Genomic DNA, 26,360 nt, shown 5'->3' on the forward strand with positions numbered 1-26,360 from the left:
AGCCTATGCGGGAAATGGCAAGCATGTCAAAACTTTGCCCCGACGGTCCTCAGGTGTTGAACAGGAAGTGCAGCACATCGCCATCCTTGACGATATATTGCTTGCCCTCGGCGCGCATCTTGCCGGCATCCTTGGCCTTTTGCTCGCCGCCAAGCGTGACGAAATCGTCATAGGCGATGGTTTCGGCGCGGATGAAGCCTTTTTCAAAGTCACCGTGAATGACCCCGGCCGCCTTGGGGGCGGGCGTGCCCGCCGGGATGGTCCAGGCGCGGGCCTCTTTCGGGCCGACGGTGAAATAGGTTTCAAGGTGCAAAAGCTCGTACCCGGCACGGATAAGGCGATCAAGACCGGCCTCGTCAAGCCCCATTTCGGTCAGGAACATCTCGGCCTCTTCGGCCTCAAGCTGGCTGATTTCCTCTTCGATCTGCGCCGAGATCACAACGCTGGCCGCGCCCTGTGCAGCCGCCATTTCGGCAACACGGGCCGAGAAGTCATTGCCCGAACCGGCGCTGCCCTCATCGACGTTACAAACGTAAAGGATCGGCTTGCTGGTCAGCAGTTGCAGCATCTTCCACGCCTTGAGGTCTTCGGCGTCCACCTCGACCGTGCGGGCGGGCTTGCCCTCTTCCAGAGCGGCCTGCGCTGCGGACAGAAGACGATCCTGCGTCACCGCCTCTTTGTCGCCGCCCTTGAGCTTGCGCACCAGACCGGCGCGGCGCTTTTCGATCGATTCCAGATCGGCCAGCATCAGCTCGGTTTCAATCGTGTCGGCATCGGCCACCGGATCGACGCGGTCTTCCACATGGGTCACGTCGTCGTCTTCAAAACAGCGTAGCACATGGGCGATGGCATCGACCTCGCGGATATTGGCCAGAAACTGGTTGCCCAGTCCCTCGCCCTTGCTCGCGCCCTTCACGAGGCCGGCGATATCGACGAATGTCATGCGCGTCGGGATGATCTGTTTCGAACCTGCGGTCGCGGCCAGCTTGTCGAGCCGCGCATCGGGCACGGCCACTTCGCCGACGTTCGGCTCAATGGTGCAGAACGGAAAATTCGCGGCCTGCGCGGCGGCCGTTTTGGTCAGCGCGTTAAAAAGCGTCGACTTCCCCACATTGGGCAGCCCCACGATCCCCATTTTAAAGCCCATGACGCCTCTCCTTATTCATGCAGCGCCGCTTCTATTTGCACTCAGGTCCAGACGCAAGCGCGCCTTTGGCAAAACGCGGGGGGTCTGGGGCTGGGCCTTTACGCCGGTCGATCGCCTCACAGGTCAGGCTTGCACCTCTTGCTGCGCCACTTGATGCCTTGGTCCAAAGAGAAAAACCATGAAACTTAGGGCTGCGGCGGCGCATACAACCGTCAGATACACTGGATTGAAGGTGCCGGGAAACAAGGCATAGGCCGTGCCAAGAATAAGCAACAGCGAAAGCGAGAGGGAAATTCCAGGACGAACAAAACACCCTAGTATAATGGTTGCGAAACCTTGTGAGCTGAGAAAAACCCACAAATAATAGAATAGAATTCCAAAGCTCACGCCGCGCGGTTTGCCCCAGGTATAGATGGAAACGTCGTTTATGACGGCGAGAATGAGGCTGTACAAAACCGCCAGTGCAATTCCCTTGAAGATACGCTTGCCCAAAATTTGATCCATCAAACCCAAAACCGAACCCTCGCTTTTGGCTGGGAATTTGTCAATTTAACCAGGCAAATAGTCGGAGAGGTGGCCGCCCGCCCCTCATTCGCCAAAAGTCATGCCCCGAGATTGGCGAAATAACCTCGCTCAAATTCTATCTTTTCGGCTCAATCCATTCCAAATCCCATGCCGGACATGCGAAAATCTTTCACTTGCCATTGATTTCCGCCGCGCGCTGCCGCAAACGGTATCCAACAATACGGGATAAAAAAAATGACTCGGATCGACGCCAAATTTGCTGACCTTCAAGCCGCAGGCAAGAAAGCCTTCGTGTCCTATATCATGGCGGGTGATCCCGACTATGACACCGCGCTTGAGATCATGCAGGGGCTGCCCGAGGCCGGCGTTGACATCATCGAGCTTGGCGTGCCCTTCACCGATCCGATGGCCGATGGCCCCACCATTCAGCTTGCCGGTCAGCGCGCCCTTGCGGCGGGCATGACCCTGAGCCGCACGCTTGAAATGGCAACCGAGTTCCGCAAGACCGACAACACCACGCCGATCGTTCTGATGGGCTATTACAACCCGATCTATAATCGCGGCGTTGATAAATTTCTGGATGATGCCAAGGCCGCCGGGATTGACGGTCTGATCGTGGTTGACCTGCCGCCCGAAGAAGACGACGAGCTTTGCATTCCCGCGCAAAAGGCCGGTCTCAACTTTATCCGCCTTGCCACGCCGACGACCGATGACAAGCGCCTGCCCAAGGTTCTTACGAACACCAGCGGCTTTGTTTATTATGTCTCGATCACCGGCATCACCGGCGCCGCCGCCGCCGAGGCGGTTGATGTCGCCCCCGAAGTTGCCCGCATCAAGGCGCAGACCGACCTGCCCGTGATCGTCGGCTTTGGCATCCGCACCCCCGAAACCGCAGAGAAAATCGCCAGCGTCGCCGATGGCGCGGTTGTCGGCTCGGCCATTGTCGGCAAGATCGCAGATGGCGACAGCGTGGCCGATGTGCTTGAGTTTGTGCGTGGCTTGGCCGCGGGCGCACATCGCGCTTAATGTACCCTGCCCTGCGACGACGGGAATGATTGCGCGATTGCCTTGGCGTTGGTAAAGGGTCTTTACCAATTTCCAAAAGGGAACGCCTGATGCCCGTGATCACCAATATCGACGACCTCAAAAAGATCTACGCGCGCCGCGCGCCGAAGATGTTTTATGATTACGCGGAATCCGGAAGCTGGAGCGAACAGACATTTCGCGAAAACACCAGCGATTTTGACCAGATTTACCTGCGCCAGCGGGTCGCCCTCGACATGACCGGGCGTACCACCGCCACCAAGATGATCGGCCAGGACGTGTCGATGCCGGTCGGCCTTGCGCCGGTGGGCCTTACCGGCATGCAATGCGCCGATGGCGAGATCAAGGCCGCCCGCGCCGCCGAGAAATTCGGCGTGCCCTTTACGCTCTCGACCATGTCGATCTGTAGCATCGAGGATGTCGCCGAAAACACCACCAAGCCATTCTGGATGCAGGTTTACACCCTGAAAGACGACGATTTCATGCAGCGCCTGTTTGATCGCGCCAAAGACGCCAAATGCTCGGCCGCGATGATCACGGTTGACCTACAACTGCTGGGGCAGCGCCACAAAGACCTGAAAAACGGCCTCTCGGCCCCGCCCAAGCTCACTGTGAAGTCGGTCGCCAACATGATGACCAAGGTGCAATGGGGCCTTGGCATGCTGGGTACCAGGCGCCGCTTCTTTGGCAATATCGTCGGCCATGCCAAGGGCGTGAGCGATCCGTCCTCGCTCAGCACCTGGACGTCCGAGGCGTTCGATCAGGCGCTCAACTGGGATCGCATCCGCGAGTTTCGCAAGATGTGGGATGGCCCGCTGATCATCAAGGGCATCATGGACCCGCGCGATGCGCGCGAGGCGCTGAACGTCGGGGCCGATGCGATTATCGTGTCGAACCACGGTGGGCGCCAACTTGACGGGGCGATTTCGGCCATTCGCGCCCTGCCCGCGATCATGGATGCGGTTGGCGACAAGATCGAGGTGCATCTCGACAGCGGCATCCGCTCGGGTCAGGACGTGCTCAAGGCGATGGCGATGGGCGCCAGCGGCACCTATATCGGGCGCGCCTTTGTCTATGGTCTTGGCGCCATGGGCGAAGAGGGCGTGACCCGCGCGCTTGAATGCATCCACAAGGAGCTTGATAGCAGCATGGGCCTGTGCGGGCGCACCGATGTGGGCAAGCTTGACCGTGATATCCTGATGATCCCCAACGGCTTTGCCGGCGACTGGGAATAACGCCCCTTCGCCGGGCCGAAATCGGCACAATTTGCCCTTTCCAAAGCGCGCCTCGTGGTCTATAGGCACAGGCCTTACCGCGGGGCTACAGCCTTGGAGGAGCCCCGCCCTTATTTATGGAGAATTATCATGGCTGGAGAAATTCCTGATCTTCAGGCCCAGGAACGTACGGGGACAGGCAAGGGCGCCGCTCGTCAGGCGCGTCGCGCCGGTATGGTTCCGGGTATCGTTTTTGGTGGCGACGTCGATCCGTTGCCGATCAACATCCCGTTCAACGTCCTGTTGAAGCGCCTCAAGAAAGGCCGTTTCAAGTCGACCCTGTTCAACCTTCAGGTTGAAGGTCAAGACGACGTTCGGGTGATCTGCCGCGACGTTCAGCGCGATGTGGTCAAAGACCTTCCGACGCATGTCGATTTCATGCGTCTGCGCCGCACCACCAAGATCAACCTGTTCATCCCGGTTGAATTCATCAACCTCGAAGACTGCCCGGCGATCCGCAAGGGTGGCTCGATGGCCGTCGTGCGTAACGAAGTCGAAATGATCGTGACCGCGGGCGAGATCCCCGATCACCTGACCGTCGACATGGGCAAGGTCGAGAATGTTGGCGACACTGTCACCATCTCTGACGTTGATATCCCCGAGGGCTGCAAGCTGGTCATCAGCGACCGCGACTTTGTGATCTGTAACGTTTCGGCGCCGTCGGCTCTGAAATCGAGCGGCGATGACGAAGACGAAGATGATGCTGTCGAAGCAACCGAAGTTGCCGAAGGCGAAGAGGCGTAAGACCGCCCTGCCCTCGCAGATTGAATGGTATGAAACGCGGCCCCCTGAACGGGGTCGCGTTTTTTAATGGCCTGCTGTTATCTGTCGCGGACCCGGCGAAACCCGAGGATACGCCCGCGCGACGATAACGGATCGTAGGTCAGCCCCGAGACCGACATGCAATCGACAATCCGCTTGATCACCACGTCGGAATAGCGCCTGGGGTGCAATTCCAGCATCACCGCACGCACGAAAGCAGGCCATGGCACGTCAAACAGGTGTTCTTCGGCGCCTTCGATATCCATGATCACAACATGCGGGCGATAGGTCTTGAGCAGATCGCCAAGCCCAAGATGCGGCACGCTCACCACCGAGTCAGGGGCGGTATCCATATCCGCGATCCGTGCCGCCCAAAATGTCTTTTTATTATCAAATTCAATCGGCTCTGCGGCACCCTTCATGCCACCAACCGCGCCGTGCAGCACGGTCGCCGCGCCAAAACCGTTGCGCTCGAGGTTGCCACGGATCACCGGCAGCATGTTGGGGTTGCCCTCGACCGTGGTCACATTCGCGGCGCCGGTGATGCTCGCGCAGACCGAGGCGATATAGCCGATCCCCGAGCCAAGCTCGAGCACCCGCTGCCCCTCGCGCAGGCGCATCCTTGCGGCATGCGCCTCATGCGCCTCGTAACCGCCAGTTGACAATTTGTCCGACAGCTTGGGGTTCAGCATCTCATCGGGCACCACAAGCTGAATACCGTCAATCTCGAACTCTGCCATCCTGCGCGCCCTCTGCCCGTTGATTCCCCGCGCATCGCGGCGTAGACCAGCATCACCAAATATGAGGGCATGGGCAATGCAGCTGTTTGTGGGTCTGGGCAATCCCGGCGCAAAATACGAAAAAAACCGCCATAATATCGGTTTCATGGCGCTCGACCGGATCGCCGAGGATCATGGCTTTGGCCCCTGGCGCGCCAAGTTCCAAGGGCATGTGTCCGAGGGCGTGCTTGGCGGCACCAAGGTAATCCTGCTCAAACCCGGCACCTTCATGAACCTGAGCGGGCAAGCGGTGGGCGAAGCGATCCGGTTTTACAAGCTGACACCTGGCGATGTGACCGTCTTTCACGACGAGCTTGATCTTGCCCCCGGCAAATTGCGGGTGAAACAGGGCGGTGGGCATGCGGGCCATAACGGGCTGCGCTCGATCCACCAGCACATCGGCGAGGCCTATCAGCGGGTGCGCCTTGGCATTGGCCATCCCGGCCACAAGGACCGCGTGGCGCAATTCGTGCTTCAGGATTTTGCAAAGGCCGACGCCGATTGGCTTGATGACCTGCTGCGCGGCATTTCGGATGGTGCGCCCTGGCTGGCCGGGGGTAAGCCGGATCGCTTTTTGAATGCCGTTGCGCAACGTCTCTCGCCACCGCGCCCGTCAAAGCCCAAGCCCGCAGCGCAAAGCCAAGCGAATCCGCCTGAAAAGGTCGAAGAGCCGCCCGCGTCAGACGACCGAAGCGCGATGCAAAAGCTGATGGATAAATTCCGCTAAACTGCGTCGCCGTCGCGTCAGCCTTGCAATCCCGCCACCTGACTGATTTCCTGCCGGTGAAATCGGGGGGTGATATGCGAGTATTCTTCAAATGGACAGCGCGGGTTTTGCTTTTACTAGCGCTTGCCGCCCTTGCTGTCGGCATCTGGAAACGGGAACAGATCACCCGGCTTATGGCGGTCAACAGCCTGTTTTCCGAAGATAAAATCGTTCACAACTTCTCTAACATGAACAGCGCCTTTCTCCATCGCCCCGTGTCGCGGGGCGATGGACCGGTCGCGCCCCTGCCCGTGGGTCCAACGGCCAGCTTGTCCGCAGAGGTCGCCGAGTGGGTCGGCGCGCGTGACGTCACTTCGCTTTTGGTGATCAAAGGCGGCAAAGTCGTCTATGAAGACTATTTTCTCGGCACCACCGCCGATGATCGCCGGATAAGCTGGTCAATGGCCAAAAGCTTTCTCTCGGCCCTGTTCGGTGTGATCGTGTCAGAGGGCAAGATCGCCTCGCTCGACGATCAGGTGACCACCTACGCCCCCCTTCTGAAAGGCAGCGCCTATGACGGCGCCACGATCCGTAATATCTTGCAAATGACCAGCGGCATCACCTTTGACGAGGAATATCTCGACTATAATTCCGATATCAACCGGATGGGCCGGGTGCTTGCGCTTGGGGGCACGATGGACGGCTTTGCCGCCGGGCTTAGCGCGCGCGACGCCGACCCGGGCAAGCGCTGGAAATATGTCTCGATCGACACCCATGTGCTTGCCATGGTGCTGCGCGGGGCGACCGGGCGCGGCCTAGCCGACCTTTTGTCGGAAAAGATCATCGCCCCGCTCGGGCTTGAGGCAGAGCCCTATTACCTGACCGATGGCATGGAGGTGGCCTTTGCGCTTGGTGGGCTGAACCTGACCACCCGTGATTACGCCCGCTTCGGCCTTATGATCGAACAGATGGGCCAGTGGCAGGGCCAACAGGTGGTGCCTGCGGATTGGCTGCGCGCCTCGACCGCGCCAAGCGCCCCAACCCTGCCCGGCAAGATCGGCTATGGCTATCAATGGTGGATTCCCAAGGGCGCCCCCGACGGCCAATTCATCGCGCGCGGGATCTATGGCCAGTATATTTTCATCGACCAGAACACCGATGTGGTGATCGTGGTCACCGCCGCTGACCGCAAGTTTCGCGAGCCCGGCGTGCATGACGCCAATATCGCCATGCTGCGCGCCATCAACGACGCCCTATGAACGGACCATTGACGGGGCCGCATTCCACGCTAGGCTCAGTCTCAAAGGAAAGGCCCGCGCGATGATCGAAAAAGACCCCGCCATCAATGTCATGGGCACGGATCTTGAGCCCTGTTCAAACGAGCCTGTCACCGGGTTCTTCCGGGATGGCCATTGCAACACCTGCGCGCAGGATCAGGGCAGCCACACGGTCTGTGCGCTGATGACCGCAGAGTTTCTGGCCTATTCGAAATATGTCGGCAATGACCTGAGCACGCCCAACCCCGAATTCGGTTTTGCCGGGCTCAAGCCGGGGGATCAATGGTGCCTCTGCGCCGCGCGCTTTCTTCAGGCCCATGACGAGGGCTGTGCGCCCAAGGTGCGCCTCGCGGCCACCCACATGCGCGCGCTTGATATCGTCCCGCTTGCGGTGCTCGAAGAGAACGCAAAAGCCCAGTAGGCCCAGTGGCTTAGCTTGCCTTTGTCAGGTCACCAACCACGCCGGGCAAGGCATCGCCGAGCAGGTCGTCGATAAACAGGCTCAGCAGTTGCGGCCGCCCGCTGACCCCGGCCTTGCGATAGATCGCATTGGTCTGGGCCTTGACGGTGCCTTCCGACGTGTTGCGTATGGCGGCAATGTCGGGCACCGACAGCCCCTTGATGGAAAACAGTGCCACATCGCGTTCGGCTGGCGTCAGGCCCCAGGCCTCGAAGTGATCGTGCATCAACTCCATGAAGGCCCCCGACGCGACCCGAAGCTTTTGTTGGGCCTGATGATATTGGCGTTGCGTGCGCCGATAGGCCAACCAGCCAAGGATCATCCCGAGCAAAAGCCCCAAAGCGGCGCCAACTTCCAGAAATTCGCGGATTTGCCAGCTTATTGGCTGGGCGCGCAGCCCGAAAACCGTCAACAGGATATCTGAGACGAAAAACACGGTGCAGGCGCCCTGAACGATCGCAATCAAAAGGATTGAGACGCGCCAGATCATGCGGCAGACCTAAATATGATGGCCAAGGCCTTAATCCCCGTCACCTCCACCGTCGCCACCACCATCGCCGCCGCCGTCACCTCCACCGTCGCCACCACCATCGCCGCCGTCATCACCACCGCCGTCGTCACCACCATCGCCGCCGTCGTCACCACCGCCGTCGTCACCCCCGCCGTCACCGGCACCGCCGCCGCCGTCTGCGTCACTGGGAGACGCGCCAAGACCAAATCCCAATAGTTGACCGGGGGCTTTGCCAACGCGCGAGAAATCCCGAAGGATTTCGCCAGTGCGCGGGTTAAAGATAATCTCGCGGCTCGCGTTCCTGCCCGTGGCAACAATCCGGGTGCGGCCTAAAAAGGTACGCGAGACCGTGACCTTGGAATACCCCTGAGCATGCAATTGTCGCTTGATCGAGTCCGTTTGATCCGCAGCCATGATCGGACCGGCGGCCATCAAGGCCACGGCGATAAGTCCAAGCAATGCTTGTCGTCTCATCTGGTCATTCCCAAATCATAAAGGTGCCGCACCGGTGACTCCGGCACGGCACCTGTAACTTTGAATGTCACGTCAGGCCATGCAAGGCCTTTTTAAAGGTTTAGTCGCCTTCTCCGCCGCCACCTTCTCCGCCTTCTCCGCCGCCGCCTTCGCCGCCGCCGCTGTCGTCGCCGCCGCCTTCACCGCCGCCGCTGTCATCGCCACCGCCGTGGTCACCGCCACCGTTATCATCGCCGCCGCTGTCATCGCCGCCACCGTTATCATCGCTGCCACCGTTGTCATCGCTGCCGTCGTCATCGCCACCGTTATCGTCACTTCCGCTGTCATCGCCGCCATTGCTGCCGCTGTTCCCACCAGAACCAGCCCCCGCGCCGGAGCTTGCGCCACCTGAATTGCTGCTGTCAGAAGATGAACTTACGTCGGCATCATCGTTTTGACCGGTTTCAGCAAGTGCTACGCCGACGTTGAAAAGCATTGTGGTGCCCAACAAGAGCGCCAGAGCTGTGTTTTTGGTATTAAGCATTTCAGACTCCTCGTGAAAATCAGCCGGGAGTGTCCCCCGGTCCCTTGACCAAACACCCATCTCACACCGGGGCGCTATCCACCTGAGGTTTAGTTGCACGCCCTTAGGCACAGGGTTTACGGGCATCAACCAAAGTTTATGGCCTGAACCAAAGGTGCAGATCAGGCCACAAAGGTAAAAAGGACTGCCTTAACAATCTGTTAGGGCAGTCCCATTTCAATAGGTCCGAGAAAAGATGTGTCAGGCGGAAACGCGCCTTACACCTTCATGTCAAAGCCAAGGTGCTTTGCGACCGTGAAGATATCCTTGTCGCCACGCCCACACATGTTCATGACCAGCAGGTGATCCTTGGGCAGATCGGGCGCGATCTTCATCACATGGGCAAGCGCATGGCTTGGTTCCAGCGCGGGAATGATGCCTTCCATTGCACAGCTCAGCTGAAACGCCTCAAGCGCCTCGGTGTCGGTGATCGAGACATATTGCGCGCGCTTGGTTTCATGCAGCCAGCTATGCTCGGGGCCGATGCCGGGGTAATCGAGGCCCGCCGAAATCGAGTGCCCCTCAAGGATCTGGCCATCGTCATCCTGCAAAAGATAGGTCCGGTTGCCGTGCAGCACGCCGGGCCGTCCGCCGGTCAGCGAGGCGCAATGCTCCATCTTTTCGTTAACGCCTTTGCCGCCGGCCTCAACGCCGATGATATTGACCTCTTTGTCGTCAAGGAACGGATAGAACAGCCCCATGGCGTTTGATCCGCCACCGATCGCCGCGATGAGCGTGTCGGGAAGACGGCCCTCGGCGGCCTGCATCTGTTCGCGCACTTCCTTGCCGATAATCGACTGGAAGTCGCGTACCATCGCCGGGTAAGGATGCGGGCCGGCAACCGTGCCGATGCAGTAAAAGGTGTCGCGCACATTGGTCACCCAATCGCGCAGCGCGTCGTTCATGGCATCCTTGAGCGTGCCGCGCCCGGAGGTGACCGGAACCACCTCGGCGCCCAAAAGCCGCATGCGGAACACGTTCGGCGCCTGACGCTCGACATCATGCGCGCCCATGTAGACCACGCATTGAAGCCCGAACTTGGCACAGACGGTGGCGGTGGCCACGCCGTGCTGCCCGGCGCCGGTCTCGGCGATGATGCGTTTCTTGCCCATGCGCCGCGCCAGAATGATCTGCCCCAGCACGTTGTTGATCTTATGCGCGCCGGTATGGTTCAACTCGTCGCGCTTGAGATAAATCTTGGCCCCGCCAAAATGCTGGGTCAGGCGGTCGGCATAATAAAGCGGGCTGGGGCGACCGACGTAGTGCGTCCAGAGATCATGCATCTCGGCCCAAAAGCTATCATCGGTCTTGGCGCGCTCGTATTGTTCTTCCAACTCCAGAATAAGCGGCATCAGCGTTTCAGACACGAACCGCCCGCCAAAATCGCCAAAGCGGCCCTTTTCGTCGGGGCCGGTCATGAAGCTGTTGAAAAGATCGTTCATTGCAAGGGCCTTCTCATCCTGGATGCGTTTAGGATGAATATGGGACGCGCTCAGGATTTTCCAGCGAAAAGCGGTGCTGCGACAGTCGAGATTTTTCGACGAAAAATCTAACTCGCGCCTAGCTGCGGCGGATCACGTAGAGCCGCGACCACAGATCAGGCTCGGCCAGCAGAAACGGCAGGAAAGGTTGCGAGCGCTGGATGATCTGAACCTGACCGCTATCAACCAGTGATTCCAGCACCGATTGAAACCCCTGCTCTTTCCAGGTGGCATCCAGAAGATTGAAAACCCCAATCCCGCCAGACCGCGTGACCCGGCTCAGGTGAATAAGGCTCTCGGGCGGGGCGTGACCGGGCCCGAACGCCCCGAGGCAGGTAAAGCCCGCGAAGGTCTCATCCTCGAACGGCAACCCCTCGCCCATGTCGGCCTCGACCAGATCGCCATAAGCACCGGTTTGGCGCGCCGCCGCCAGCATGCCGGGCGACAGATCACAGCCCAAGATCGCCCCATAGCCCATGATCGCAAGGCTTTCCCCAACAAGGCCGGTGCCACAGGCCGCATCAAGCACGGGCCCGTCTACAAGCCCCATGTGGCGCGCGAACATCCCCGCGCCAAGCGATGGCAGGCGAAAGCCGCGCCGGAGGTTGTCGGCATCATAGCTTTGCGCCCAATCGTTATAGAGCGCGCGCGACTGATCCGGCGTTTTGGCGCCATACACATCGCTCAAGTCTTCGGGATTGCGGATCATTCTGGCCTCCGATCGCTTTTGGCCAAAGCATCCTGCCTGTCTGCAGCGCTGTCAACCAAAGGTCCTAATCAAGCGCGCGCTTAAAGCCGAAATGTGAGGCCGTGAAGCCAAGGCTTTCGTAGAACCGGCGGCTATCGGTGCGGGTCTGGTTCATGGTGAGCTGGATGAGCGAGCACCCGGCGACGCGCGCGCGGGCCTCGACATCCGCGAACATCTGATGGCCAAGCCCTTGCCCCCGCAGAGCGCTTGCGATGCGCACGCTTTCCACCTGGGCGCGGCGCGACGCCGCAAGCGACAGCCCGCTGATAAAGGTCAGCTGATAGGTCGCCAGCACAGTCTCGGCCGCGTCGACCCCGACGATCAGATGGTTGTTGCCCTCGGCCTGCATCGCGTCAAAACCCGCGAGATAGATCGCAAGATCGCCCTTCTCACGCCCCTGCCCCAACTGGTCATCGGCGAGCAAGGCCACCACCGCCGCCACATCCTCGCGGCGCGCATGGCGAAACCTCAGCTGCATGTCGCCGCCTCGATAAAGGCGCGGATCAGGGCCGGATCCTTGACGCCCGGCGCGCTCTCGACCCCCGACGACACGTCAAGCTGTCGCGCGCCGGTCAGTTTGATCGCCTCTGCCACGTTCTCCGGGACAAGCCCGCCCGCCAAAAGCCAGGGCAGCGTCCAGCGACGCCCCGCAATCAGCGTCCAGTCAAAGGCAAGCGCATTGCCACCCGGACGCGTGGCGCCCTTGGGCGGCTTGGCGTCGATCAAAAGCTGATCTGCGACACGGGCATAAATAGCGATCTGGGCCAGGTCATCGGCCTCGGCCACGCCAATCGCCTTGATCACCGGCAGACCATAGCGTGCCTTGATCTCGCGCACGCGCTCGGGGGTCTCGTGGCCATGAAGCTGAAGAAAATCGAGCGGCACCGCAGCGGTCAGCGCATCAAGCGCGGCATCATCCGCATCGACCGTCAGCGCCACCTTGGCCACGCCGGGGGGCACAGGAAGCGCGAGCGCCGCGGCCTGCTCAAGCCCGAGATTGCGCGGCGATTTCTCAAAGAACACAAAGCCGACGTAAGACGCCCCCGCCGCAACAGCGGCAGAGACATCGCGGGCGGCCGTCAGACCGCAGATTTTGACACGGATATCTTTCGCCATGCGGCCTTTTAGCTGGCCTGTTCCAGAAGCGCCAGAACCTCATCCTTGCCCTGATGCTTTTCACCCTTGAGGCGCTTGACCTCGGCGCGCAGGCTTGCAAGTTCGCGCGCTTGGCGGGCGGCGGCGGCGCGTTCGCCTGCCTCGCGAATCCATTCCCAGATAAAGCCGACGATCAAACCGGCCAGAATGCCAAGGAAGATCACCAGAAACAGTGGCATTTCATAGGTCGGATTAAGCGCCGCCAATCCCGCCATTTCATCCGGCAGCACCCGCAAGGTCACGGGTGCGCGGTTGGCAAGGGCTATCAGAACAAGCGCAACGGCGAAAATCGCAATCGAGGCATAGCGGATATAACGCATGGATTATTTCCCGTTCAGCCGGTCACGCAAGAGCTTGCCGGTCTTGAAGAACGGCACATGCTTTTCCTCGACATGCACGCTTTCGCCGGTGCGCGGGTTGCGCCCGGTGCGGGCATCTCGCTGTTTCACCGAAAAGGCCCCAAAGCCGCGAAGCTCGACCCGGTTACCGCTGGCCATGGCATCGGTAATCTCGCTGAAAATGGTGTTAACAATTCGCTCGACGTCACGCTGATAGAGATGCGGGTTTTCATCGGCAATTTTCTGAATCAGTTCCGATCGGATCATCGGTGGTTTCTCCCCCGGCCATTATGCTTTTTTAGGTTGTGGCAGTTGGCATGACTATACGCACAATGGCGCGAAACCCAAACAGAAAGCCGGGCCCAAGAGGCGGAAATATATGAAATATTTGCCTCTTCGGTGTTGATTTGGCGGGCATTGCCCATCTCATGCAAGGGATCGGGCGCATGATGCGGGCCTTTCTGCGGCGCGGCATCAATTTTGATTCGCGCGGACGGGCATCGGCGGGCGCACGCGCAGGCAGGTGCCAGACCGGTGGACATTTGCCCGCGCCCGCCGCATGGTCTGCGCAATCAAAAGAGGGCATAATGACCGCACGCCAGATCATCATCGACACAGACCCCGGCCAGGATGACGCCGTGGCGATCTTGCTTGCCCTGGCCTGCCCCGATGCGCTTGAGGTGCTGGGCATTACCTGTGTCGCGGGCAATGTTCCGTTGGAAATGACCACAAGAAATGCGCGTATTATCTGTGAGTTGGCTGGTAAAGTTAATGTGCCCATCCATGCCGGATGCGACCGCCCCCTTGGCCGGGACCTTGTGACGGCCGAGCATGTGCATGGCCGCTCGGGGCTTGACGGGCCGAACCTTCCCGCACCGGTTATGCCGCTTCAGGACAAACACGGCGTCGATTTCATCATCGACACCCTGCGCGAACGCCCGGCCAAAAGCGTGACACTTGTGCCAATCGGGCCGCTTACCAATATTGCGAGTGCATTTAAGAACGCCCCGGATATCATTGAAAAGGTAGAGGAAATCATCCTCATGGGTGGCGCTCATTTTTCCCAGGGCAATGTCACCCCGGTGGCAGAGTTCAACATTCACGTCGATCCGCAAGCCGCCGAGATCGTCTTTGGCGCAGGGGTGCCGCTTGTGATGATGCCGCTTGATGTGACCCACAAGGCGCTTGTGACCCGCGCGCGCAATGCCGCCCTGCGCGCCATCGGCACGCCGGTTGGGCGCGCCGTGGCCGATCTGACCGGGTTCTTCGAGCGCTATAATCCCGAACGCTATGGCGAAGACGGCGCGCCACTGCATGATCCCTGCACCATCGGCTGGCTGCTCAAGCCTGAGCTGTTCAAGGGCCGCCGGGTCAATGTGATGATCGAAACCCAATCAGAGCTGACCATGGGCATGACCGTCACCGACTGGTGGGGCGCAACGGACCGCCCACCCAATGCAACCTTCATCCATAACATTGATGCAGAAGGTTTTTTTGACCTTCTGACAGAAAGGCTGGCCCGGTTATGACGGCGCTCAATCTTGCAAAACCCGAGGATTTTGACCGCCTCGCCCCCCTTGTGCGCGCTTTTCACGAAGAAGCTGGCATTGCACAGGATGAGACCAGACGCCACGCCGCGCTGATGCCGCTTCTGGAAGGCAGCCCGCATGGCGCGATCTATCTGATCGGGCCGGGGCGCGCGCCAATCGGCTATATCGTGATCAGCTTTGGCTGGTCAGTGGAATTTGCCGGCCTCGACGGCTTTGTCGACGAGCTTTATATCCGCCCCGGCGTGCGCGGGCGCGGGATCGGCACCGAAGTGATGGGTGCCCTGCCCAAGGCGCTTGCCGGGGCCGGATTGAAGGCGCTGCACCTGGAAGTGCGCCGTGACAACCCCCGAGCGCGCAAACTTTACGAAAAACTGCGGTTCTTACCGCGTGATGAGTACAGTTTATTGACCCGCGAGATGTAGCAATTTCCATCGAATGCCTTACTTTAGGTCAATGTCTATGAATATCCCCTTTCAAAACAGCTATGCGCGCTTGCCTGCGCGGTTCTTCACACGTCAAACCGCCGTGCCGGTGAAGGCCCCGAAAATGATCCGGTTCAACGACGCTTTGGCGCGCGCACTGGGCATCGTTCCGGGCGACGCCGACGAGATAGCCAAGGTGCTGGCGGGCAATCTTGTCGCCCCCGGTTCCGAGCCGCTGGCGCAGGTCTATGCCGGGCATCAGTTCGGCGGCTTTTCCCCGCAGCTTGGCGATGGTCGCGCGCTCTTGCTTGGCGAGGTGATTGATACCGCCGGGCAGCGCCGCGATATTCAGCTCAAGGGCTCGGGCCCCACGCCCTATAGCCGGATGGGCGACGGGCGCGCCTGGCTTGGGCCGGTCCTGCGCGAATACGTGGTCTCCGAGGCGATGCACGCCTTTGGCCTGCCGACGACACGCGCGCTTGCCGCCGTGGCCACGGGCGAAACCGTTTACCGCGAGGCGGGCGGTCTGCCCGGTGCGATCCTGACGCGGGTCGCGAGCAGTCACCTGCGCGTCGGCACCTTTCAATATTTCGCGGCGCGGCGTGACAAGGACGGCCTGAAAGCGCTCTATGATTATACGGTTTCGCGCCATTATCCGCATGTCGAAGGCCCGGCGCATTTGCTGGCCGAAGTGATCCGCCGTCAGGCAAAACTTGTCGCGGGCTGGATGGCGGTGGGCTTTATTCACGGCGTTATGAACACCGACAATACCGCGATCTCGGGCGAAACCATCGATTACGGCCCCTGTGCCTTTATGGATGTCTATCACCCTCAGACGTTGTTTAGCTCGATCGACGTGCAAGGGCGCTATGCCTATGACAATCAGGCGCATGTCATCGTCTGGAACATGGCGCAGTTTGCCACGGCGCTTGTGCCGCTCATGCCGGATCAGGATGAGGCGATTGACGAATTTACCGCACTGATCCACGCCATGCCCGATCAGATCGAAACCGAATGGCGCCGCGCCTTTGGACGCAAGATCGGGATCGCCAAGGCAGGTGTGGATGACGCCCCGCTGATCGGTGACCTTCTGGCGCGGATGGCCGAGAACCGCGCCGATTTCACCAATACCTTCCGCGCCCTGCTGACCGGCAAGGCCCGCGATCAGTTTCTTGACCCGAAAGCCTTTGACGATTGGGAAACGCAGTGGCGCGACCGGATCAAGGCCGAGGATGACCCAGAGGGCGTGATGGCCACGGCCAACCCCGCGTTTATCCCGCGAAATCATCGGGTTGAACAGATGATCGAGGCCGCAGTGTCAGGCGATTTCGCCCCGTTCGAGCGGCTTTTGAAGGCGCTTGCGCATCCCTATCTGGATCAGCAGGAGGCAAGCGACCTTGCCCGCCCGCCAGAGCCCGACGAAGTGGTGCAGAACACCTTTTGCGGCACCTGACCCCCAATTAAAAACGGCGCCGAGGATGTCCCCGGCGCCGTTTCAAATCTTAGGCCGCGTTGGCGCGCGGGCCACCGCCGGGCTTGCCCCGACGACGATTGCCGCCCGCCGGTTTGCCCTGTGCAAATCCGGGCTTGCCACCACCGGCACCGGCACCGGCACCACCGCCGCCGCCACTGCGACGACGCGGGCCACCCCGGCCAGAGGGTTGTTTCTTGGCCTTCGGATCGGGCAAAACCTCCCACGGGCGACCAGAGGCGACGGGGATCGAAATCCCCATAACCTTTTGAATATCCTTCAATTCACCCATTTCATCGGGGGCACAAAAGGCAATCGCACAGCCATCACGGCCCGCGCGTGCGGTACGCCCGATGCGGTGAATATAGTTGTCGGGAACATTCGGCAGCTCGAAGTTATAGACGTGCTTGACGTCCGGAATATCAAGCCCGCGCGCCGCCACATCGGTGGCGACAAGCACTTTGACCTGCCCGTCACGGAACGCTTTCAACGCGCGATCGCGCTGACCCTGGCTTTTGTTGCCATGGATCGCGGCCACCTTGAAACCGGCCTGCTCAAGCTTGCGCGCAAGCTTGTCCGAGCCGTGCTTGGTACGCCCGAACACAAGCGCCAGCTCGTCTTTGTGCTTGCCCAGCATTTCGACCAGAAGGTCGGGCTTGGCGGCCTTGGCGACAAAATGAAGCTCTTGCGTGACCTTGTCAGCAGCCTTGCCCGGCGGGCTGACCTGTACCCGCTTGGGGTGCTTGAGGTAGGTGCTTGCGATTTCTTCCATCTGCTTGGGCATGGTGGCCGAAAACAGCATCGTCTGACGCTCTGCCGGGATCAGGCTGGCGATCCGGCGCAGGGCGTGGATAAAGCCGAGGTCGAGCATCTGATCGGCCTCGTCGAGCACCAGAAAGCGGGTTTCGTCAAGACGAAGCGCGCGGCGATCCAGGAGGTCAAGCAAGCGACCGGGCGTCGCCACAAGAATGTCGGTGCCGCGATCAAGCCGCTTGATCTGGGCGCTGATCGAGGTGCCGCCAACCACGACACCGATCTTGATCGGCGTGTCCTTGACCAGCGGGAAAAGCGCGTCGCGGATCTGGCCGGCCAATTCACGGGTCGGCGCAAGGATCAGGCTGCGCACGGATTTCGGCGACGGCTTGCCGGGCATTTCAATAAGTTGCGCCAGAAGCGGCAGACCAAAGGCGGCCGTTTTGCCGGTGCCTGTCTGCGCAAGCCCCATCACGTCAAAGCCGTTGAGGGCATGCGGGATGGCATGTGTCTGGATCGGTGTCGGCTCGGTGATGCCCATGGCGCCAAGTTTGCGCACAAGCTCGGTCGGCAGACCCATTTCCTGAAAAAGGTTCAATTCATATCCTTTCGGGCCCGGGCAAATGCCACAGACCGTGACGGACAGGCCCCATGGCCGCCCGCTATCGTGGTTGCGTCTGCGCCAAAGCCCAAGGCCGATTGCCCCGCTGCCCAGCAGACGTTTGACCCCACGCGTGATTTTGGGATTAATCCGCGACATTTCATTACTAGGCGGCCAATTTTTGGCGGCACTGCTCACGCGGCAGGAAATGTCGGTTGACTGGCATATGAGGGCACGGCACCTCAAAGTCAAGCTTGGCGTTGAAAACCGGCGTGAAATAGCCGCTTAGCGGATCATCCAGCGGCCCTTGGGCCAAAAGGCGCGAAAGGCAAAGGCGAACATCACGTCATGGGCCACATCGCGCCCCTGCCCGTCGCGCACCCGCACCGTGCCCACGTCGCGCCCCTTGGCGATGGTCGCGTGATCAAGCGCCGAGGCCTGCCCCTTTTCCCAACTGATCGCGACTCCCGCCTCGCGCACGCCGCCCATCTCGCGAATGCGCGTGAGGGGCCAGGCGCGATCGCCAACCCGGACCACCCGTTCAAGCGGCGATATCCCATGCGGCGGGTTTTCCCCGCTATAGAGAAACGGACGTGATGAACTGTCGTAGTCGGCATAGGGATTGCGCCCATAGCTGCGGTCGTAATCGGGTTGCTCCATCACAAGGCCGCTTGGGTTGCGCGCCTTGAATTGCGCGAAACTTTCCATCCAGCTTGGCAGCGCCCTGAGTTTGGTGCCGGTCAGATCGCCGACAATCGCCTCGCCAATCGCCTGTTGCCACCAACTCTCGGTTTCGCGGTCAAACATCACCATGTCCGAATTGCGCAGCTTGCCCGTGACCCCGAAGCGCAGCGTGCCCCGCTTGATCCGCCGGTCAAAGGTGATGCCCGAATTGCACAGCGGACAGAAGGTCACCGCAATAGGAATGCCGCCAATGCTGTCGTTGACGATCTCGTGCCAGGTCAGATAGCGCAGCGGATAGGCGCGCGGCGTGGCACCACCGATCTCGACCGTGATCACCGGCTCTGTGCCGGAAATCCGCCGCTCGGAGCCTACCTTGCGAAACGTCGGATCGTCCAGCGCCGGAATGCCATCCCTGGGCGGCCCGCCCGACATGATTTCGGCCCAGTTCTTGACACTGGTCTTGTTGAAATTCGTATCGGGCCATTCATGGCGCCAAAAGGCGGGGTCGGCGTGGGCAAGCCCGGCCATCACGATAAGCGCGCTCAGGAACGACAGGAAACGGGTCATCGGCATCCTCCCTTGGATGCGCGAATGATGCCGGGGATCGGCCTGCATGCCTAGCCCCACCCACGCGATTGTGACGCCTGGCGATCAGCGCTTGGCGGCGTCGCGGGCCTTGCGCTCTTTGGCATCGCCCAGGATACGATCCCATTTGCGCACCCTGAGCAGCTTGCGAAAGGCGCGCTCAAGCTCGCCCACGCCGTCGCGCAGATAACAGCGCCCATGCGCCAGCACGATCCGCTCGGGCGCCCAGCCGATCACCGTCTCGACGCTATCGGCCATCGCCTCTTTGTTGCGAAAGGTCCACCGCAGGAGAGGCGGCGTCTTGCCATCGGTGTCGTCGATCCCGTTGAGCCAGACAAACGGGCGAAACCGCGCCGCAAGCTTTGCGGTCTCGATATTCTCGATCAGGTCGGTGAGGATAAGCGTCCGGCTCGCCTTGTGAAAAAACACCGCCTCGCGGTGGATCTTGCTGCCTGCCACGATCAATTGCTCAAGCTGGCCCTTCCACGGCGCCTCGGCGCGATCCGGCTTTAGGGTGCGGTCCACCGAAAGCGTGACGCCCTTCTTCGCGGCGCGTTCCATCACGCCGGGCGCGGCCCAGGCCCTAGCGCGCGGATAGGCCGCCTGCCAGTGCTTGAGGTGCGTGTAATGCGCCCAGTTCGGGGCAATCAGATGCGCCACCCGGCCAAGCGCATCCAATTCGGCGCGCAAGCCCTCGGTCATCTCGGTTGGGGAATGCACCCACAAATCCCCGTTTTCCAGCCGCACAACCGTGGCGCGGGTGGAAAACGGAAACCCGTAGGATTTGACCGCAGGCCCATCAACAATCCAAATTCCCTCGGCCCAGGGCTTGAGGGTATTGAGCGGCTCGTATCCGGTCACCTGCGTCACGCGATCATTCGATCACGGTTACCTTCTTCATCACGTCAGGACGCCCGATCACCGATCCGTTCGGGCCATTGCCGCGCTTGATCGCGTCAACCACATCCATCCCCTCGGTGACCCGACCCACGACGGTATACTGACCGTTCAGGAACGCGCCCGCGTCGAACATGATGAAGAACTGGCTGTTGGCGCTGTCGGGGTCTTGCGCCCGCGCCATGCCAACGACACCGCGCAGAAACGGCTCTTTCGAGAACTCCGCCTTGAGGTCGGGGCGATCGCTTGCGCCCGATCCCGCACGGGACATATTGCCGCCGTCGATCTTGCCGAACTGCACGTCGCCGGTCTGCGCCATGAAGCCCTCGATCACGCGGTGAAACACCACGCCGTCATAGGCCCCCTCAGACGCCAAAGCAGTGATCTGTTCCACATGGCCGGGGGCGACATCTTCCAGAAGGTCGATGGTGATGGTGCCGTTGGCCTCGCCTTCGACTTCGATCTGCAAACCGGACGCAAACGCAGGCCCGGCCAGCAGCGACAAGACAAACGCCAGCTTACGCATCAGAGGCCACCTTGACGCTGATCATGCGATCAGGGTTCGCAGGCGGCTCGCCACGCGCGATCTTGTCCACATGCTCCATCCCGGAAATCACCCGGCCATAGACCGTGTACTGACCATTCAGAAAGCTGTTGTCCTTGAAATTGATGAAGAATTGCGAATTCGCGCTATCGGGGTTCTGGCTGCGCGCCGCGCCGATGGTGCCGCGATCATGCGGGATGCGGCCGAACTCTGCCTTCAGGTTGGGCAGCTCGCTGGCGCCCGTGCCGGCCATGCGCGGGTTATAGTCTTTTTCTATATTGGCATGCTGCACGTCGCCGGTCTGGGCCATGAAGCCGTCGATCACCCGGTGAAAGGCGACGTTGTCGTAATGCCCGCCGCGCGCCAGCTCTTTCATCCGCTCGCAATGACCGGGGGCGATATCGACCAAAAGCTCGATCGCGACGGTGCCATCCTTGAGTTCGATCAGAATGGTGTTTTCGGGGTCTTTAATCTCGGCCATCGGGCCCTCCTTGCACATAACTTTCCGTGAATATCTAGGCGGTTCCGGCGCGATTGCCAAGCGCAGAGGTTGACGCCTGCGGGTGTGCGCGCCAATAGAGGCCGAAAGAAACGAAGGAGCGTGCTGCGATGAGCTGGAAAACCCTTGATGACATGGACCTTGGCGGCAAACGCGTGCTGGTGCGGGTCGATATCAACGTGCCGGTGGAAAACGGCCATGTGACCGACGCCACCCGGATCGAGCGCATCGTACCCACCGTCAAGGACATCCTCGCCAAGGGCGGCAAACCGATCCTTATCGCGCATTTCGGCCGCCCCAAGGGCAAGGTGGTGCTCGATATGTCGCTGCGCGTCACCGTGCCGGCACTTGAGGCCGCATTGGGGCGCAAGGTGCGCCTGATCGAAACCCTTGAAGGCGCCGAGAACCTCACCGACGAGGCGCTCGCCTCCGAAGTCCTCCTGCTGGAAAACATCCGCTTTCATCCCGGCGAAGAGGCCAACGACCCCGAATTCGCTGCCCGCCTGGCAAATCTGGGCGATGTTTTCTGCAACGATGCCTTTTCCGCCGCGCACCGCGCGCACGCCTCGACCACCGGCCTCGCCCAACAGATGCCCTCTTGCGCCGGCCGCCTGATGCAGGCCGAATTGCAGGCGCTCGAAGCGGCCCTCGGCACCCCCAAACGCCCGGTCATGGCCGTAGTCGGCGGCGCCAAGGTCTCGACCAAGCTTGACCTTTTGGGCAATCTGGTCGGCAAGGTCGACTGCCTTGTCATCGGCGGCGGCATGGCCAACACATTCCTTGCCGCCATGGGCCTCAACGTGGGCAAATCGCTCTGCGAACACGATATGGCCGCCACCGCCCGCGAGATCATGATCAAGGTCGGCGCGGCGGGCTGTGAAATCCTGCTGCCGGCCGATGTGGTCGTGGCGCGCGAATTCGCCGCCGGTGCCGCGCATGAGGTGCTCGGCGCCCATGCCTGCCCGCCCGACGCGATGATCCTTGATGCCGGCCCACAGGCCGTGGCGCGCATCATCACCGCGCTCGACGCGGCCAAAACCCTGATCTGGAACGGCCCGCTCGGCGCCTTCGAGATCGAGCCGTTTGACACCGCCACCAACGCCGCCGCACGCCACGCCGCAACGCTGAGCCGCGAGGGTAAACTGATCTCGGTCGCGGGTGGTGGCGATACGGTCGCGGCCCTCAACAAGGCCGGCGCGGCGGATGATTTCACCTACATCTCGACCGCCGGCGGCGCCTTCCTTGAGTGGATGGAAGGCAAGGACCTGCCCGGCGTCGCCGCCCTCAAGGCCTAGCCCGCGCCTCTGTTAGCGCGACCATCATTGCACCCTGCGCGCCGCTCGCCTAGAAGCGGCTCCAATTGTGACATCATCAAGCGGGACCCCGGACATGACGAAAACCAGCCAGACAGACAAGATTCGCAGCGGCCAGGGCTTTATCGCGGCCCTTGACCAATCGGGCGGCTCGACCCCCAAGGCGCTTGCCCTCTACGGGATCGAGGAAAGCGAATACAGCTCCGAGGCGGAAATGTTCGATCTGGTCCACGCCATGCGCTCGCGCATCGCCCAGGCCCCGGCGTTCAACGGCGACAAGGTGCTCGGCGCGATCCTTTTCGAGATGACCATGGACCGCGACATCGCAGGCATGCCCACCGCTCAATACCTCTGGCAAGAGCGCGGCGTCGTGCCCTTCCTCAAGGTCGACAAGGGCCTCGCCGAGGCCGCCGATGGCGTCAAACTGATGAAACCGATGCCCGACCTCGACGCCCTGCTCACGCGCGCCGCCGCCGCCGACATCTTCGGCACCAAAATGCGCTCGGTGATTGATGCCGCCTCGCCCTCGGGGATCGAAGCGGTCGTCGCCCAGCAATTCGAGATCGGTAAACAGATTCTCGGCCACGGCCTCATGCCGATCATCGAGCCCGAGGTGACCATCTCGATTGCCGACAAGGCCGAAGCCGAAGCGCTTCTGATGCGCTCGCTGCTGACCCACCTCGACGCGCTGCCCGAGAGCCAGCAGGTCATGCTGAAGCTCACTCTGCCCGAGATCGCCAATTTCTACGCGCCGCTGGTCAACCATCCCCGCGTGCTAAGCGTCGTGGCCCTCTCGGGTGGCTATAGCCGCGACGTGGCAAACGCCCGCCTCGCCCAAAACACCGGTATCATCGCAAGCTTCAGCCGCGCCCTCACAGAGGGCCTCTCGGCCAAACAAAGCGACGCTGAGTTCAACGCCGCCCTCGCTGCCGCCATTGACGACATCCATAAAGCCTCGATCAGCGGCTGATCCCTGATCAAACAAAAAGGGGCGCCCCAACCGGCGCCCTTTTTTCATGCCAACCGACATACACCTTCTTCTTGGTGGAAATACTCTGGGGGTTTGGGGGCAAAGCCCCCAAGGCCTGCGTGGCCCGAACGCATACTGCCCGGCGCGACCCTCGGGCCGCACCGCCCTTAAAAACGCCTAGACTGAAACCCCGCGCCGCCCGGCCAGATCGGTAAAATACTGCCAGGCCACACGACCGGAGCGCGACCCGCGTGTCGCCTGCCACTCGATGGCCTCGGCGCGCAGGGTACCATCGTCAATCTCAACACCATGCGCATCGCAATACCCCCGGATCATCGCCAGGTACTGATCCTGATCACAGGCATGAAACCCAAGCCACAACCCGAAGCGATCCGACAGCGATACCTTTTCCTCAACCGCCTCGGAGGGGTTGATGCCCGACGAGCGTTCGTTCTCGATCATGTCGCGCGGCATCAGGTGGCGCCGGTTCGATGTGGCGTAAAACACCACATTTTCCGGCCGCCCCTCGATCCCGCCATCCAGCACCGCCTTGAGGGATTTGTAATGCTGATCGTCATGGCTGAACGACAGATCATCGCAAAACAGCACAAACCGCTCGCCACTCCCGCGCAGTAGCGTCAGAAGCCGACTCACCGTTGGCAGGTCCTCGCGCTGAAGCTCGACGATCTTGAGCGGCAAACCCTCGCCCAACACGGCGGCATGCACCGCCTTCACTAGGCTTGATTTGCCCATCCCGCGCGCGCCCCACAACAGCGCGTTATTGGCCGACAGGCCACGTGCAAACTGAAGCGTGTTCTCAAGCAGGGTGTCGCGGGCGCGGTTGATCCCGAGCAAAAGCGCCATATCGACCCGGTTGACCTCTGGCACCGGCACAAGACGATCCGGGCTGACATGCCAGACAAAGGCGTCAGCATCGGCAAAGTCGGGGGCTTCGATCGGCGCCGGGCTGATCCGTTCCAGCGCGGCGGCGATCCGTTCCATCGGGTCGGTGGTCATTTAGCTTTTACCCTTGTCGTCCTCATCCTCGGCGATGGTATCGGCGAGCGGATCATCAAAGTCGAAATCCTCGTCTTCGTCCTCCTCGTCCTCCACCCAGAGCCCCTGCGCGCGCAACTCGGCTTCGCGCTTGCGCTCAACCCGAGCAACAAGCTGGATCGAAATTTCGTAGAGACCATAAACGACAACGAAGAGGATCACCTGGGTGATCACATCCGGCGGCGTCACCAGGGCGGCAAGGATCAGGATCGCGACCACGGCGTATTTGCGCACGCTGCGCAGGCCAATCGCACTGACAAGTCCGGCCTTGCCCATCAGGGTCAAGAGCACCGGAAGCTGAAAGCACATGCCGAAGGCGACGATGAATTTGATCGTCAGGTTAAGATATTCCTGGGCCGAGCCCTGAAAGACAACCGAAAGCGGTGCCGCGCCCTTGGCGCCCTCGACCGCTTCGCCTTCGCCGCCAAATTGCTGGAACCCAAGGAAAAAGTCATAGGCCAGCGGCGTCACGACATAAAATGCAAACGACGCGCCGAGGATGAACATGAAGGGCGAGGCCACCAGAAACGGCAGGAACGCGCCTTTTTCGGATTTATAAAGCCCCGGCGCCACAAACCGCCACATCTGGTTGGCGATATAGGGAAAGGCCAGGATAAATCCGCCCAGAAGCGAAACCTTGATGGCAACGAAAAAACCCTCTTGCGGGCTAATGAAGATCAGGTCGCAATCCTGGCCGCGCTCGGCCAGCACCGTACAAAGCGGCTCGGTGAGGAAATTGAAGATCGGCGTTGCCATGGTGAAACAGATCACCATGCCGATGATGAAGGCCACGACCGAATGAATAAGCCGCGTGCGCAGTTCCGCCAGATGTTCAATCAGCGGCGCGCTGCTGTCTTCCATATCGTTGCTGGCAGTCATGCCTTATCCCCGGCCTTTGATTTTGGGCTCGCCTTTGCTTTCGCCGCTGCCTTGGGCTTGGCTGCCGCTTTGGGCTTGGGCGCGGCCTTGGGCTTTGGTGCGGCCTTGGCTTTGGGCTTGGCCGTGGCGACATCCGCCTTGGCGGCCTCTGCCTCAGCTTCGGCGGCCTTTCGGCTGCTGGCCATTTCGGCGGCCTTCTCGCGGATTTTGTCGGCCTGTGACTGGCGCTCTTCGCTCAGCGGCGTAACGCTTTCCTTAAGATCGCGAGACATGCCGTCTGTGGTCTTCTTGACCTCATCCATGGCGCTTTTCATCGGATGGGCTGCCTTGCGCAGCGTCTCCTTGATGTCGTCCACGCCAGAGCCTTCGGCGGCATCGTTCATCGCGTGGCTGAATTCGCGGGCCATGCCCTTGGCCTTGCCGATGAATTTACCAACCGCGCGAAACATCCCCGGCAGGTCTTTTGGGCCCACGACGATCAACGCCACGATGCCAATCAGCAGCAGCTCGGTCCAGCCCAGGTCGAACATGGTGGGTTCAGACCTTGTCTTTTTCGTCGGCCGGCGTCACGTCGCGCGCGGTTTCGACCGAATCTTTGGCTTCGTCTTCAAGCTCTTTGGTGCCTTCAGAGACGCCTTTCTTGAAAGAGGTGATCCCCTTGCCAACTTCGCCCATCAGCGACGAAATCTTGCCGCGCCCGAAAAGCACAAGCACCACAACGGCGATCAGAAGAAGGCCGGGAAGGCCAATGTTGTTCAGCATGTCTGTCTCTCCCTGTCTCGGGGGCAGGTTAACGCCCCCGGCAATTTCACTGGTTTTATCTAGTCGTTCAAAGCGTCGGTTGGAAGCACCAAAGCGCCAAAACGCATGGAATTTTAAAATCTATCGCCTAG

32 protein-coding genes are annotated in these 26,360 nt (G+C 60.9%); 11 read left to right on the forward strand and 21 right to left on the reverse strand.

Annotated features, from left to right (window positions below; all coding sequences use genetic code 11):
• Positions 1-49: 49 nt before the first annotated feature.
• A complete protein-coding gene (gene ychF / locus ROG8370_RS11945; RefSeq protein WP_085827377.1) occupies positions 50-1,147 on the reverse strand; it encodes a redox-regulated ATPase YchF in 1,098 nt (365 codons plus the stop codon).
• Between the two features lie 123 nt (positions 1,148-1,270).
• Positions 1,271-1,660, reverse strand: a complete 390-nt coding sequence (locus tag ROG8370_RS11950) for a hypothetical protein (protein WP_139838127.1) — start codon at positions 1,658-1,660, stop codon at positions 1,271-1,273.
• A 246-nt stretch (positions 1,661-1,906) separates the two neighbouring features.
• Between ROG8370_RS11950 and trpA the strand changes: the two genes are divergently transcribed.
• The 3 genes from trpA to ROG8370_RS11965 all read left to right on the forward strand — a co-directional run bounded on the left by trpA (position 1,907) and on the right by ROG8370_RS11965 (position 4,734).
• Complete coding sequence (trpA, locus tag ROG8370_RS11955) at positions 1,907-2,698, forward strand: tryptophan synthase subunit alpha (RefSeq protein ID WP_085827381.1); 792 nt, start codon at positions 1,907-1,909, stop codon at positions 2,696-2,698.
• A gap of 89 nt (positions 2,699-2,787) precedes the next feature.
• Positions 2,788-3,951: an alpha-hydroxy acid oxidase gene (locus ROG8370_RS11960; protein WP_085827382.1), complete on the forward strand. Its 1,164-nt coding sequence runs from the start codon at positions 2,788-2,790 to the stop codon at positions 3,949-3,951.
• A 129-nt stretch (positions 3,952-4,080) separates the two neighbouring features.
• Complete coding sequence (locus ROG8370_RS11965; protein WP_085827384.1) at positions 4,081-4,734, forward strand: 50S ribosomal protein L25/general stress protein Ctc; 654 nt, start codon at positions 4,081-4,083, stop codon at positions 4,732-4,734.
• A gap of 77 nt (positions 4,735-4,811) precedes the next feature.
• On the opposite strand, the gene ROG8370_RS11970 is transcribed toward ROG8370_RS11965, so the two are convergent.
• Entirely contained in the window at positions 4,812-5,492 is a 681-nt protein-coding gene (locus ROG8370_RS11970) for an FkbM family methyltransferase (RefSeq protein WP_085827386.1), read from the reverse strand.
• Positions 5,493-5,568: 76 nt separating this feature from the next.
• On the opposite strand from ROG8370_RS11970, the gene pth reads away from it, so the two are divergent.
• The 3 genes from pth (at position 5,569) to ROG8370_RS11985 (ending at position 7,935) form a co-directional block, all read left to right on the forward strand.
• On the forward strand, positions 5,569-6,258 hold the full coding sequence (pth, locus tag ROG8370_RS11975; protein WP_085827388.1) for an aminoacyl-tRNA hydrolase: 690 nt from the start codon (positions 5,569-5,571) through the stop codon (positions 6,256-6,258).
• 74 nt (positions 6,259-6,332) lie between these two features.
• On the forward strand, positions 6,333-7,496 hold the full coding sequence (locus ROG8370_RS11980; RefSeq protein ID WP_085827449.1) for a serine hydrolase domain-containing protein: 1,164 nt from the start codon (positions 6,333-6,335) through the stop codon (positions 7,494-7,496).
• Positions 7,497-7,557: 61 nt separating this feature from the next.
• Positions 7,558-7,935, forward strand: coding sequence for a DUF2237 family protein (locus ROG8370_RS11985; RefSeq protein WP_085827390.1), 378 nt, complete (start codon positions 7,558-7,560; stop codon positions 7,933-7,935).
• 10 nt (positions 7,936-7,945) lie between these two features.
• On the opposite strand, the gene ROG8370_RS11990 is transcribed toward ROG8370_RS11985, so the two are convergent.
• From ROG8370_RS11990 to ihfB, 9 genes are all read right to left on the reverse strand, one after another.
• A complete protein-coding gene (locus ROG8370_RS11990) occupies positions 7,946-8,464 on the reverse strand; it encodes a helix-turn-helix transcriptional regulator (RefSeq protein ID WP_085827392.1) in 519 nt (172 codons plus the stop codon).
• A 30-nt stretch (positions 8,465-8,494) separates the two neighbouring features.
• A complete protein-coding gene (locus ROG8370_RS20580; protein WP_170925232.1) occupies positions 8,495-8,959 on the reverse strand; it encodes a hypothetical protein in 465 nt (154 codons plus the stop codon).
• Positions 8,960-9,059: 100 nt separating this feature from the next.
• Positions 9,060-9,482, reverse strand: a complete 423-nt coding sequence (locus ROG8370_RS20585) for a hypothetical protein (RefSeq protein ID WP_170925233.1) — start codon at positions 9,480-9,482, stop codon at positions 9,060-9,062.
• 257 nt (positions 9,483-9,739) lie between these two features.
• Positions 9,740-10,963 (reverse strand): tryptophan synthase subunit beta, encoded by a 1,224-nt coding sequence (gene trpB, locus ROG8370_RS12005; RefSeq protein WP_085827395.1) that lies wholly within the window; start codon positions 10,961-10,963, stop codon positions 9,740-9,742.
• Between the two features lie 118 nt (positions 10,964-11,081).
• A complete protein-coding gene (locus tag ROG8370_RS12010) occupies positions 11,082-11,711 on the reverse strand; it encodes a class I SAM-dependent DNA methyltransferase (RefSeq protein WP_085827397.1) in 630 nt (209 codons plus the stop codon).
• A gap of 64 nt (positions 11,712-11,775) precedes the next feature.
• A complete protein-coding gene (locus ROG8370_RS12015) occupies positions 11,776-12,228 on the reverse strand; it encodes a GNAT family N-acetyltransferase (RefSeq protein WP_085827399.1) in 453 nt (150 codons plus the stop codon).
• Positions 12,219-12,866 (reverse strand): phosphoribosylanthranilate isomerase, encoded by a 648-nt coding sequence (locus ROG8370_RS12020; RefSeq protein ID WP_085827401.1) that lies wholly within the window; start codon positions 12,864-12,866, stop codon positions 12,219-12,221. Before ROG8370_RS12020 ends, ROG8370_RS12015 begins: the two co-directional genes overlap by 10 nt.
• 8 nt (positions 12,867-12,874) lie before the next feature.
• Positions 12,875-13,225 (reverse strand): lipopolysaccharide assembly protein LapA domain-containing protein, encoded by a 351-nt coding sequence (locus ROG8370_RS12025; RefSeq protein WP_085827402.1) that lies wholly within the window; start codon positions 13,223-13,225, stop codon positions 12,875-12,877.
• Between the two features lie 3 nt (positions 13,226-13,228).
• Entirely contained in the window at positions 13,229-13,510 is a 282-nt protein-coding gene (gene ihfB, locus ROG8370_RS12030) for an integration host factor subunit beta (RefSeq protein WP_085827403.1), read from the reverse strand.
• Between the two features lie 320 nt (positions 13,511-13,830).
• On the opposite strand from ihfB, the gene ROG8370_RS12035 reads away from it, so the two are divergent.
• Genes ROG8370_RS12035 through ROG8370_RS12045 form a run of 3 tightly spaced genes read left to right on the forward strand, consistent with a single transcriptional unit; the run spans position 13,831 to position 16,668 of the window.
• Positions 13,831-14,772, forward strand: coding sequence for a nucleoside hydrolase (locus tag ROG8370_RS12035; protein ID WP_085827451.1), 942 nt, complete (start codon positions 13,831-13,833; stop codon positions 14,770-14,772).
• On the forward strand, positions 14,769-15,215 hold the full coding sequence (locus ROG8370_RS12040; protein ID WP_085827404.1) for a GNAT family N-acetyltransferase: 447 nt from the start codon (positions 14,769-14,771) through the stop codon (positions 15,213-15,215). The genes ROG8370_RS12035 and ROG8370_RS12040 overlap by 4 nt, the downstream gene beginning before the upstream one ends.
• A 31-nt stretch (positions 15,216-15,246) precedes the next feature.
• Positions 15,247-16,668 (forward strand): protein adenylyltransferase SelO, encoded by a 1,422-nt coding sequence (locus tag ROG8370_RS12045; protein ID WP_085827405.1) that lies wholly within the window; start codon positions 15,247-15,249, stop codon positions 16,666-16,668.
• A 49-nt stretch (positions 16,669-16,717) separates the two neighbouring features.
• Here the strand turns inward: ROG8370_RS12045 and ROG8370_RS12050 are convergent, their stop codons facing one another.
• The 5 genes from ROG8370_RS12050 to ROG8370_RS12070 form a co-directional block, all read right to left on the reverse strand.
• Positions 16,718-18,037 (reverse strand): DEAD/DEAH box helicase, encoded by a 1,320-nt coding sequence (locus ROG8370_RS12050; protein WP_170925234.1) that lies wholly within the window; start codon positions 18,035-18,037, stop codon positions 16,718-16,720.
• 288 nt (positions 18,038-18,325) lie between these two features.
• Positions 18,326-19,291, reverse strand: coding sequence for a DUF3179 domain-containing protein (locus ROG8370_RS12055; protein ID WP_085827453.1), 966 nt, complete (start codon positions 19,289-19,291; stop codon positions 18,326-18,328).
• Between the two features lie 84 nt (positions 19,292-19,375).
• Entirely contained in the window at positions 19,376-20,179 is an 804-nt protein-coding gene (locus ROG8370_RS12060) for a DUF4336 domain-containing protein (protein WP_245827348.1), read from the reverse strand.
• A gap of 4 nt (positions 20,180-20,183) precedes the next feature.
• Positions 20,184-20,732: a peptidylprolyl isomerase gene (locus ROG8370_RS12065; RefSeq protein WP_085827407.1), complete on the reverse strand. Its 549-nt coding sequence runs from the start codon at positions 20,730-20,732 to the stop codon at positions 20,184-20,186.
• On the reverse strand, positions 20,725-21,231 hold the full coding sequence (locus tag ROG8370_RS12070) for a peptidylprolyl isomerase (protein ID WP_085827455.1): 507 nt from the start codon (positions 21,229-21,231) through the stop codon (positions 20,725-20,727). The genes ROG8370_RS12065 and ROG8370_RS12070 overlap by 8 nt, the downstream gene beginning before the upstream one ends.
• Before the next feature lie 128 nt (positions 21,232-21,359).
• Here ROG8370_RS12070 and ROG8370_RS12075 point away from each other — a divergent pair, with 128 nt between their 5' ends.
• Positions 21,360-22,544, forward strand: coding sequence for a phosphoglycerate kinase (locus ROG8370_RS12075; protein WP_085827408.1), 1,185 nt, complete (start codon positions 21,360-21,362; stop codon positions 22,542-22,544).
• A 94-nt stretch (positions 22,545-22,638) separates the two neighbouring features.
• The gene (locus ROG8370_RS12080) at positions 22,639-23,532 is read left to right on the forward strand and encodes a fructose bisphosphate aldolase (RefSeq protein ID WP_085827410.1); all 894 of its coding nucleotides are present in this window, start codon (positions 22,639-22,641) and stop codon (positions 23,530-23,532) included.
• 177 nt (positions 23,533-23,709) lie between these two features.
• Here ROG8370_RS12080 and ROG8370_RS12085 read toward each other — a convergent pair whose 3' ends face one another.
• From ROG8370_RS12085 to ROG8370_RS12100, 4 genes are read right to left on the reverse strand one after another with little or no spacing between them, the layout of a single operon-like run.
• A complete protein-coding gene (locus ROG8370_RS12085) occupies positions 23,710-24,549 on the reverse strand; it encodes an ATP-binding protein (protein WP_085827411.1) in 840 nt (279 codons plus the stop codon).
• Entirely contained in the window at positions 24,550-25,467 is a 918-nt protein-coding gene (tatC, locus tag ROG8370_RS12090) for a twin-arginine translocase subunit TatC (RefSeq protein ID WP_085827413.1), read from the reverse strand.
• On the reverse strand, positions 25,464-25,997 hold the full coding sequence (tatB, locus tag ROG8370_RS12095; protein ID WP_085827415.1) for a Sec-independent protein translocase protein TatB: 534 nt from the start codon (positions 25,995-25,997) through the stop codon (positions 25,464-25,466). The genes tatC and tatB overlap by 4 nt, the downstream gene beginning before the upstream one ends.
• A gap of 7 nt (positions 25,998-26,004) precedes the next feature.
• A complete protein-coding gene (locus ROG8370_RS12100; RefSeq protein WP_085827417.1) occupies positions 26,005-26,229 on the reverse strand; it encodes a twin-arginine translocase TatA/TatE family subunit in 225 nt (74 codons plus the stop codon).
• Between the last annotated feature and the right edge of the window lie 131 nt (positions 26,230-26,360).

It is taken from the genome of Roseovarius gaetbuli, assembly GCF_900172365.1.
Taxonomy (GTDB): Bacteria; Pseudomonadota; Alphaproteobacteria; order Rhodobacterales; family Rhodobacteraceae; genus Roseovarius; species Roseovarius gaetbuli.

Bases quoted from the DNA above. Each gene is read 5' to 3' on its own strand.
- ychF (WP_085827377.1), bottom strand. From the start codon at position 1,147: ATGGGCTTTAAAATGGGGATCGTGGGGCTGCCCAATGTGGGGAAGTCG.
- trpA (WP_085827381.1), top strand. From the start codon at position 1,907: ATGACTCGGATCGACGCCAAATTTGCTGACCTTCAAGCCGCAGGCAAG.
- ROG8370_RS11960 (WP_085827382.1), top strand. From the start codon at position 2,788: ATGCCCGTGATCACCAATATCGACGACCTCAAAAAGATCTACGCGCGC.
- ROG8370_RS11965 (WP_085827384.1), top strand. From the start codon at position 4,081: ATGGCTGGAGAAATTCCTGATCTTCAGGCCCAGGAACGTACGGGGACA.
- ROG8370_RS11970 (WP_085827386.1), bottom strand. From the start codon at position 5,492: ATGGCAGAGTTCGAGATTGACGGTATTCAGCTTGTGGTGCCCGATGAG.
- pth (WP_085827388.1), top strand. From the start codon at position 5,569: ATGCAGCTGTTTGTGGGTCTGGGCAATCCCGGCGCAAAATACGAAAAA.
- ROG8370_RS11980 (WP_085827449.1), top strand. From the start codon at position 6,333: ATGCGAGTATTCTTCAAATGGACAGCGCGGGTTTTGCTTTTACTAGCG.
- ROG8370_RS11985 (WP_085827390.1), top strand. From the start codon at position 7,558: ATGATCGAAAAAGACCCCGCCATCAATGTCATGGGCACGGATCTTGAG.
- ROG8370_RS11990 (WP_085827392.1), bottom strand. From the start codon at position 8,464: ATGATCTGGCGCGTCTCAATCCTTTTGATTGCGATCGTTCAGGGCGCC.
- ROG8370_RS20580 (WP_170925232.1), bottom strand. From the start codon at position 8,959: ATGAGACGACAAGCATTGCTTGGACTTATCGCCGTGGCCTTGATGGCC.
- ROG8370_RS20585 (WP_170925233.1), bottom strand. From the start codon at position 9,482: ATGCTTAATACCAAAAACACAGCTCTGGCGCTCTTGTTGGGCACCACA.
- trpB (WP_085827395.1), bottom strand. From the start codon at position 10,963: ATGAACGATCTTTTCAACAGCTTCATGACCGGCCCCGACGAAAAGGGC.
- ROG8370_RS12010 (WP_085827397.1), bottom strand. From the start codon at position 11,711: ATGATCCGCAATCCCGAAGACTTGAGCGATGTGTATGGCGCCAAAACG.
- ROG8370_RS12015 (WP_085827399.1), bottom strand. From the start codon at position 12,228: ATGCAGCTGAGGTTTCGCCATGCGCGCCGCGAGGATGTGGCGGCGGTG.
- ROG8370_RS12020 (WP_085827401.1), bottom strand. From the start codon at position 12,866: ATGGCGAAAGATATCCGTGTCAAAATCTGCGGTCTGACGGCCGCCCGC.
- ROG8370_RS12025 (WP_085827402.1), bottom strand. From the start codon at position 13,225: ATGCGTTATATCCGCTATGCCTCGATTGCGATTTTCGCCGTTGCGCTT.
- ihfB (WP_085827403.1), bottom strand. From the start codon at position 13,510: ATGATCCGATCGGAACTGATTCAGAAAATTGCCGATGAAAACCCGCAT.
- ROG8370_RS12035 (WP_085827451.1), top strand. From the start codon at position 13,831: ATGACCGCACGCCAGATCATCATCGACACAGACCCCGGCCAGGATGAC.
- ROG8370_RS12040 (WP_085827404.1), top strand. From the start codon at position 14,769: ATGACGGCGCTCAATCTTGCAAAACCCGAGGATTTTGACCGCCTCGCC.
- ROG8370_RS12045 (WP_085827405.1), top strand. From the start codon at position 15,247: ATGTCTATGAATATCCCCTTTCAAAACAGCTATGCGCGCTTGCCTGCG.
- ROG8370_RS12055 (WP_085827453.1), bottom strand. From the start codon at position 19,291: ATGACCCGTTTCCTGTCGTTCCTGAGCGCGCTTATCGTGATGGCCGGG.
- ROG8370_RS12065 (WP_085827407.1), bottom strand. From the start codon at position 20,732: ATGCGTAAGCTGGCGTTTGTCTTGTCGCTGCTGGCCGGGCCTGCGTTT.
- ROG8370_RS12070 (WP_085827455.1), bottom strand. From the start codon at position 21,231: ATGGCCGAGATTAAAGACCCCGAAAACACCATTCTGATCGAACTCAAG.
- ROG8370_RS12075 (WP_085827408.1), top strand. From the start codon at position 21,360: ATGAGCTGGAAAACCCTTGATGACATGGACCTTGGCGGCAAACGCGTG.
- ROG8370_RS12080 (WP_085827410.1), top strand. From the start codon at position 22,639: ATGACGAAAACCAGCCAGACAGACAAGATTCGCAGCGGCCAGGGCTTT.
- ROG8370_RS12085 (WP_085827411.1), bottom strand. From the start codon at position 24,549: ATGACCACCGACCCGATGGAACGGATCGCCGCCGCGCTGGAACGGATC.
- tatC (WP_085827413.1), bottom strand. From the start codon at position 25,467: ATGACTGCCAGCAACGATATGGAAGACAGCAGCGCGCCGCTGATTGAA.
- tatB (WP_085827415.1), bottom strand. From the start codon at position 25,997: ATGTTCGACCTGGGCTGGACCGAGCTGCTGCTGATTGGCATCGTGGCG.
- ROG8370_RS12100 (WP_085827417.1), bottom strand. From the start codon at position 26,229: ATGCTGAACAACATTGGCCTTCCCGGCCTTCTTCTGATCGCCGTTGTG.